This window comes from Streptomyces sp. PA03-6a (genome assembly GCF_033792765.1).
In the GTDB taxonomy this organism is placed as follows: domain Bacteria; phylum Actinomycetota; class Actinomycetes; order Streptomycetales; family Streptomycetaceae; genus Actinacidiphila.
Genome location: NZ_JARAVK010000384.1, coordinates 1 through 6,010, shown reverse-complemented (window position 1 = coordinate 6,010; position 6,010 = coordinate 1). Strand labels below are relative to the sequence as shown.

The window sequence follows — 6,010 nt, the reverse complement described above, 5'->3', positions numbered from 1 at the left end:
TTTTTTTAAAGGCAGGTTCTGAGCCAAGGCGTACGCAGACGGCAACCCAAGGAAGGGGTCGGTCCCATGACCAAGCAGACGATCTTCGGCCGCGTCGCACAGCTGGCGAAGGCGAACATCAATGCCCTGCTGGACCAGGCGGAAGACCCGCAGAAGATGCTCGACCAGCTGATCCGCGACTACAGCAACAACATCGACGAGGCCAAGCAGGCGGTCGCCACCACCATCGGCAATCTGCGCCTCCTGGAGCAGGACCACCAGGAGGACGTGGAGGCGGCCACCGAGTGGGGCACCAAGGCGCTGGCCGCCAGCCGAAAGGCGGACGACCTGCGGGCCGCCGGTTCCGAAGCCGAGGCCGACGCGTTCGACCGCCTCGCCAAGGTGGCGCTGCAGCGCCAGCTCCAGGCCGGGCGCGAGGCGAAGGACGCCGAGCCGACGATCGCCATGCAGCGGGAGGTCGTCGACAAACTGAAGTCCGGCCTCGCCCAGATGGAGGTCAAGCTGACGGAGCTCCACTCCAAGCGCGACCAGTTGGTGGCCCGCGCCAAGACCGCCCACGCGCAGAGCCAGATGCTGGACGCCGCCGAGAACATCAACGTGCTCGATCCCACCTCCGAGTTGAGCCGCTTCGAGGAAATAGTCCGCCGCGAGGAGGCCAGGGCACTCGGCCAGCAGGAACTCGCCGACTCCTCACTGGACGCCCAGTTCGAGCGCCTCGACACCATGGGCGACGCGGCCGAGATCGAAGCCCGCTTGGCCGCCCTCAAAGCCCACGCCTGACCGCGGGCCACCACCTCGCCGACCACCAGCTCCACCGTGGGCATGCAGCGACCGAGGTTGCCGAGCGGACGGGCAACAGCGTGGAGGTGCTGCTGAGTCGGTACGCGAAGTGCATCGACGGGCGGCAGGAGGTGGCCAATCGCCGTATCGAGGACTTGCTGCGCGAGTACGAGTGACCGACGGCGGGCTCCGGGGGTACCCAGGTGCGCACCGAGCGCGTACCGCCCGCCGTGCTGCTAGGCGCTTCTTCAAACGTGAACGGTGTGGCGTAATTGTTATGTCGGACCTATGGGGCGGTTGTGACGTAGTCCGACTAATGAGGTCAACCATTCCTTGACGTGCTGGTCAGCGAGGTGGAACCTGGCCGCCTCCCCCCGCATTCCGTTTCACACCCCACAGGTGGTACGCCCATGCGCGCCCTTTCCACGGCAGGCGCGGCGACGGCGGCCCTGGCAGCATCCCTGCTGTTGGCGCCCGCCGCCCTCGCCCACAACGCCCCCGGCGACAACGGCAATGTGAAGATCCACGACGCGAAGACCGGCGAGGAGCTGCACAACAACGAGCCGCACGTCTGCACTTTCTACCTCGACGGCTTCCAGTTCGACGGTGCCCAGAAGGCCGATTGGTCCATCGAGCGGTGGTCGCCGACCGACGGTCAGAAGGGCGAGACGGTGAAGTCCGGCTCGCTCACCCTCGACGGCTCCGGTCACGAGCGCACCGAAAACCTCGCGCTCGCGGACGGCCACTACAAGCTCTTCTGGAACTTCGACGGAGAGCACGGCCGCGCCAAGCACAAGGTCTTCTGGGTCGACTGCAAGGACGAGGGCAACGGCGGCGGGACGGTGCCCTCCGGCTCCGCTTCCCCGACCGCGTCCGCTCCGGAAGGCGGTGAGCAGCCGAGCGGCTCACCCTCGGGCTCCGCGTCGCCGTCGGCCTCTGCCCCGGCGGGCGGTGAGCAGCCGAACGGCTCGCCCTCCGCGACCGTCGCCCCGTCCGCTTCCGACTCCTCCGGCACGGAGAGCGGCGGCCTCGCCGAGACCGGCGCCCAGGTCGGTGGCATCGCCTTCGCCGCGCTGCTGCTGCTGGGCGCGGGTGCCGTGCTGGTGCTGCGCCGCCGCAAGGGCGCCGCACAGCACTGATCGACCGCACATTGCCGTCACGCGGCGCCGGCCCCGGGTAGGGTCCGGCGCCGCCGTCGTCTCAGGATGCCGTGGGCTTTCGGAACTTGAGGCGGTTGCCGAAGGGGTCCTCGGGTAGAACCGGCGGTCCTGGCTGCCGACGGCAATCTCTAGCCGAATTCGCCGTCACGCACGCCCAGTCGAAACGCGGCCCACTCCTCTGCGGTGAATCGGAGCGGCGGCAACTCCCGGTTCTGCGAATCGCGGACCGCAACCGCGCCGCCGCCGAGGTCTGCGACCTCCACACACGTCTTGTCCCACCTGTTGCTGTAGCTGCTCGTAACCCACGCCGCATCAGTCAGGTCTATTGCGTACAGCTCAGTCTTGGCTGCGTCCATCATGGGATCTCCTGTTGCAATCGGATGGACGTTCTCCTTTTAGCATCACCCTGATGGTCCTGATGCGCATCTCGCCTGAAGGCGCGGGCCGCACGAACGACCTGCGGCACTAGGTGCTGCTTTCTGCGAGCGTCGGGGCCGGCGCGGCCAGTATTTAGACTGCCTCGGTGATGTAGCGGTAGGCGGTGGTCGTGCCCACCCTGAACGCGGCCGCGAGCTGGATAGAGTCGCTGACGTGGGACTTTGGCTACTCAACAACCTGGACACGGCCAGCCTCGCGATCCTCATCGTTGGCGGCGTTGTTGTTCTGTCGCTCGCCGCTTGCCTGGTGGCGCGCCGTGTTTTTCCCGAGTTGAGCAATGGCGTGACCAATGATGTGTCGCGCACGGTACTTGAACTGTTCGGGGCCATCTACGGAATCGTCCTTGCTTTCGTCATCGTGACCTTGTGGACCGATCTTGAGCAAGTTCAAGCAGTGGTGACCTCGGAGGCCACAGATCTCGCTGTGATCTCCCGCAACGCCCACGGTTTTCCAGACGATGTGCAGCAAAAATTGGACCGTGCGGTCGGGGACTACGTCCACGCTATTGTGGAGGATGCGTGGCCGCGTTGATCGTCATGCTGATCACCTTGCTTTACGGGGTGGAGAGCCTCAAGGTGCAGCTGCTTTTCGTAGGGTCGATCGCGTTGCTGGTAGGCCTGAGCCTCACCCTCGTCCTCGTACTTGAACACCCCTTCGCCGGCGAAGTCAGCGCGAGTCCCCATCCATTCATGGAAGGTCAGCTCAGCAAGTACTGGGGCAAGTGACGTGGTGAAGTCCGGCGAGGGATCCGCCGGGCCCCCTGCAAGGGGCTGATGACCTGTGCGCAGGCAGCTCTCAGATCAAGGTCATGGGAGACGCTATGAGGCTGGAGCTGCATCGAGCTGACGGCGGCGTGATATCGGTCGAGGTGGTGGGGGAGCCGGACGCGCCCGCGGTGCTGTTCTGCCACGGGTTGGCCGACTCCGGGTTGACCGCATACGGCCTGGCGGGCGCGGCCCGAGCGCTCGGTCTGCGCCTCATCGCCCCGGACCGCCCCGGCATCGGCGGCACCGACGCCCGTCGCCTGCCGCGGGTCGTGGACTGGGCTGCGGAAGCCGCCTTGGTCCTGGACGCGTTGGAAGTCGGCTCGGTGGCGCTGCTCGGCGTTTCGGGCGGCGGAGCGTTCGCGGCGGCCTGCGCGTCCGAGCTACCTGACCGCGTCCGCAGCCTGCTGCTCATCGCGCCGCTTGGGCCGCCCGCCTGGCCCACGCGAGGGATGGCAACCGGGCAGCGCGCGTCCTTGCCGATCGCCCGGCACGCTCCGGCCTTCGGCGGCTGGATTCTGGGCCGTCTGGCCACGCTGGCGCGCCGGGCACCAGGGCTGTTCCTTGGCCTGGCGACCAGCGAGATGCCCGCCGGCGACCGGCGTGCCCTCGCCGAGCCGGACGCACGCGAGGCCTTCCTGGCCAACTACTTGCGGGCGTTCCACCGCGGCAGTTGGGGAGTCGCGCAGGATCTGCGCGTGCTGACCCGGCCCTGGGGCTTCGACCTGGAATCGATCAGGGTGCCCACGTCGATCCACCACGGGGACGCCGACACCACCGTCCCGCTCCAGCACGCCCGCCGCTTCGCTGCGGCGATTCCGGGCGCACGCCTTCACATCCATGCCGGCCAGGGCCACTTCTCGATCCTTGCCGCACCCGAGCGGACGCTGGCGACACTCGCCGCATGACCGGTCCGTGAAGTGCGGGCGACGCTTGAGGGCGATCGGGTGCTTCTGCGGTCGGCAATGGCGCGACTCGCCCACAGCGCTCTGACGGTCCGGCCGGGCGATCGGAGTGGCTGACGTGCTCACCCCTCCTGCCCGGGACAGTGGCGCCGGTCATCGTGTCCGCTGCGCGGACCTACTGCGGGCCCCTGTCCGTGGGCGCCCTGGGGGTGGCGAAATGATATTGACCCCCACTGCTTGCTCCGCTATCAGGAACGCCTCCTTCCGGCAAGTCCCGAGTTCTCGTGTCACGCGATCTCGGAACATGACGTGATCCCGCATTGGGCCTTGAATGGCACGTGGGTTCACGCAGAGCAGTTGTACGCCTGCATCATCCGGAAGTGAGTCAGGCGGCACGGCGGGATATGGGCCCACCGTGAAAATGTCTGCGAATTACTAAAGCCGCCCGACGCACGCCGTTCCCTATGTCTCGCAAGGAGTGATTCTCATGGCTCGCCTCTCGTCAACGCAGCGCTTTCTGATGGTTGCCGGCGCGACTTCCCTGGCTGCAGGAGGCGTGCTGCTTCCCGCTAGTGCCTTCGCCGCCCCGGCGCCGTCGTCCGCCGGCATCAGGACAGTGACGGTGGCCGAGCCAGGCAATCACGGTAACGCCGATACGGCGGAATGGGTGAAGACCGCGGATTCCCCCACTGGCATCACGTTCAAACTTCCTGGAAAGGCCACCAAGGAGGAGATCGTCGAAGACGACATTACCTACGCCGCTCGCTCGTATTCGGTGACTGCCGCAGACGAAACCACCACCATCACCGTTAATGACGGGCCTACCTTGTCGGCGGATCTGGACTTGCAGCTTCAGTTCCTCCTGAACGCCAACAACGACTACCCCGACGACGACCTCAAGGCGACCAACATCAAGAAGAGCACGGTCAATGGCCATGCGGTCCTCGATGCTCGTGTCACCAACCCCGCTGTCGCCGACTGGGTTGGTTTCATCCGCATCATCAGCGACGACGACCATGTCGTTAACGTCGCAACCGACGCTCCCGCGGCGGACGAGCAGGCAGCGAGCCAGACGCATCAGAGGGCCCGCGACAGCGTCCGCTTCCCCGGGCGTTGAGCCAGGGACCATGATCCACGAATCCCCTCGCCAATCGGGGGAGTGGACCGGCCGGCGCTCCCGGAGGAACTGTCAGACACGGTCCGTCGAATGTGGCGGCTGACCTTGGCGAACGCTCCAAGATCCTGTCAACGTACTGTCCACAGACCCCGTCATACGGCCACTTCCGGCGGCACACGGCTGCGCATACGCAAAGACCCCGCACTCAGCGTCTTGGCTGGTGGCGGGGTCTTTTGACACCTAGTACAAGGTGCCCCCGGCAGGATTGGAACCTGCGCACACAGCTCCGGAGCGCAGGCGTGAGGAGTGTGGCAGAGCGCCTCCGAACTGAGCAGACGCCCAGGGCGCGCTGCCGGTACGCGTTCCTTGCTCGCTGCTCACCCGGAGGTCGGGTTCGCGGGGCGAGCGTCGCAGCGGCCGAACGGTGCAGCGCGGGCGCGGCTGGCGGAGGGTTCGCCGAGATCACCCAGTCGGCTACCGAAAGTGCACATCATGTAACTCAGAGGAATTCTTGCTGTGGGTTCGTTGCTGCCCCACGGCAGCTCCCCTTCGGGGAGGCGGCGCGGGCCGCCCGTTGAGAGCCCATTCCTGGAGGTGACGTGTTGTACCGAATAACCAGGCCCCAGGCCTCGATACGGCGGCGCCCAGGCTGTGCGCGCGTGTGGACGGTAGCCGCGAGCGTGGCACTGGCGTCCGGTGCCGTGACGGGTATGGCGTACGCCGAAACCACGGGACATGCGTCGGCGGCCGAGGACGACGCCCAGCAGACAGCCTTCTCGTGCTTCTCCGTCCCGGCCTCGCCCGGCTACTGCCCGAAGCCCCCGGGCCGCCCTGGCCCTCCCGGAC

Annotated in this window: 7 protein-coding genes and 1 pseudogene; 7 read left to right on the top strand and 1 reads right to left on the bottom strand. The window is 66.9% G+C overall.

Annotated features, from left to right (window positions below):
- The first annotated feature begins 66 nt into the window (after positions 1–66).
- The 3 genes and pseudogenes from PV350_RS43590 (at position 67) to PV350_RS43580 (ending at position 1,919) form a co-directional block, all read left to right on the top strand.
- Positions 67–780, top strand: a complete 714-nt coding sequence (locus PV350_RS43590) for a PspA/IM30 family protein (protein WP_500338917.1) — start codon at positions 67–69, stop codon at positions 778–780.
- Positions 747–956, top strand: a pseudogene (locus tag PV350_RS43585) (tyrosine-type recombinase/integrase); the annotation flags it as partial. The gene PV350_RS43590 and the pseudogene PV350_RS43585, both read left to right, overlap by 34 nt.
- 234 nt (positions 957–1,190) lie before the next feature.
- Positions 1,191–1,919 (top strand): LAVTG motif-containing sortase-dependent surface protein, encoded by a 729-nt coding sequence (locus PV350_RS43580; RefSeq protein ID WP_499514016.1) that lies wholly within the window; start codon positions 1,191–1,193, stop codon positions 1,917–1,919.
- Positions 1,920–2,068: 149 nt separating this feature from the next.
- Here PV350_RS43580 and PV350_RS43575 read toward each other — a convergent pair whose 3' ends face one another.
- Complete coding sequence (locus PV350_RS43575; RefSeq protein ID WP_499514017.1) at positions 2,069–2,299, bottom strand: DUF397 domain-containing protein; 231 nt, start codon at positions 2,297–2,299, stop codon at positions 2,069–2,071.
- 232 nt (positions 2,300–2,531) lie between these two features.
- On the opposite strand from PV350_RS43575, the gene PV350_RS43570 reads away from it, so the two are divergent.
- The 4 genes from PV350_RS43570 to PV350_RS43555 all read left to right on the top strand — a co-directional run bounded on the left by PV350_RS43570 (position 2,532) and on the right by PV350_RS43555 (position 5,164).
- The gene (locus tag PV350_RS43570; RefSeq protein ID WP_500338915.1) at positions 2,532–2,909 is read left to right on the top strand and encodes a bestrophin-like domain; all 378 of its coding nucleotides are present in this window, start codon (positions 2,532–2,534) and stop codon (positions 2,907–2,909) included.
- A complete protein-coding gene (locus tag PV350_RS43565; protein WP_499514019.1) occupies positions 2,897–3,103 on the top strand; it encodes a bestrophin-like domain in 207 nt (68 codons plus the stop codon). The genes PV350_RS43570 and PV350_RS43565 overlap by 13 nt, the downstream gene beginning before the upstream one ends.
- A 95-nt stretch (positions 3,104–3,198) precedes the next feature.
- On the top strand, positions 3,199–4,050 hold the full coding sequence (locus PV350_RS43560) for an alpha/beta fold hydrolase (RefSeq protein ID WP_500338914.1): 852 nt from the start codon (positions 3,199–3,201) through the stop codon (positions 4,048–4,050).
- A gap of 484 nt (positions 4,051–4,534) precedes the next feature.
- Positions 4,535–5,164 carry a hypothetical protein gene (locus tag PV350_RS43555; RefSeq protein WP_500338912.1) on the top strand — a complete coding sequence of 210 codons (630 nt, stop codon included), beginning with the start codon at positions 4,535–4,537 and terminating at the stop codon, positions 5,162–5,164.
- Positions 5,165–6,010 lie beyond the last annotated feature (846 nt).

Excerpts from the sequence above, each read along its gene's own strand:
- PV350_RS43560 (WP_500338914.1), top strand. The coding sequence starts at position 3,199 with ATGAGGCTGGAGCTGCATCGAGCTGACGGCGGCGTGATATCGGTCGAG.
- PV350_RS43575 (WP_499514017.1), bottom strand. The coding sequence starts at position 2,299 with ATGATGGACGCAGCCAAGACTGAGCTGTACGCAATAGACCTGACTGAT.
- PV350_RS43580 (WP_499514016.1), top strand. The coding sequence starts at position 1,191 with ATGCGCGCCCTTTCCACGGCAGGCGCGGCGACGGCGGCCCTGGCAGCA.
- PV350_RS43590 (WP_500338917.1), top strand. The coding sequence starts at position 67 with ATGACCAAGCAGACGATCTTCGGCCGCGTCGCACAGCTGGCGAAGGCG.
- PV350_RS43555 (WP_500338912.1), top strand. The coding sequence starts at position 4,535 with ATGGCTCGCCTCTCGTCAACGCAGCGCTTTCTGATGGTTGCCGGCGCG.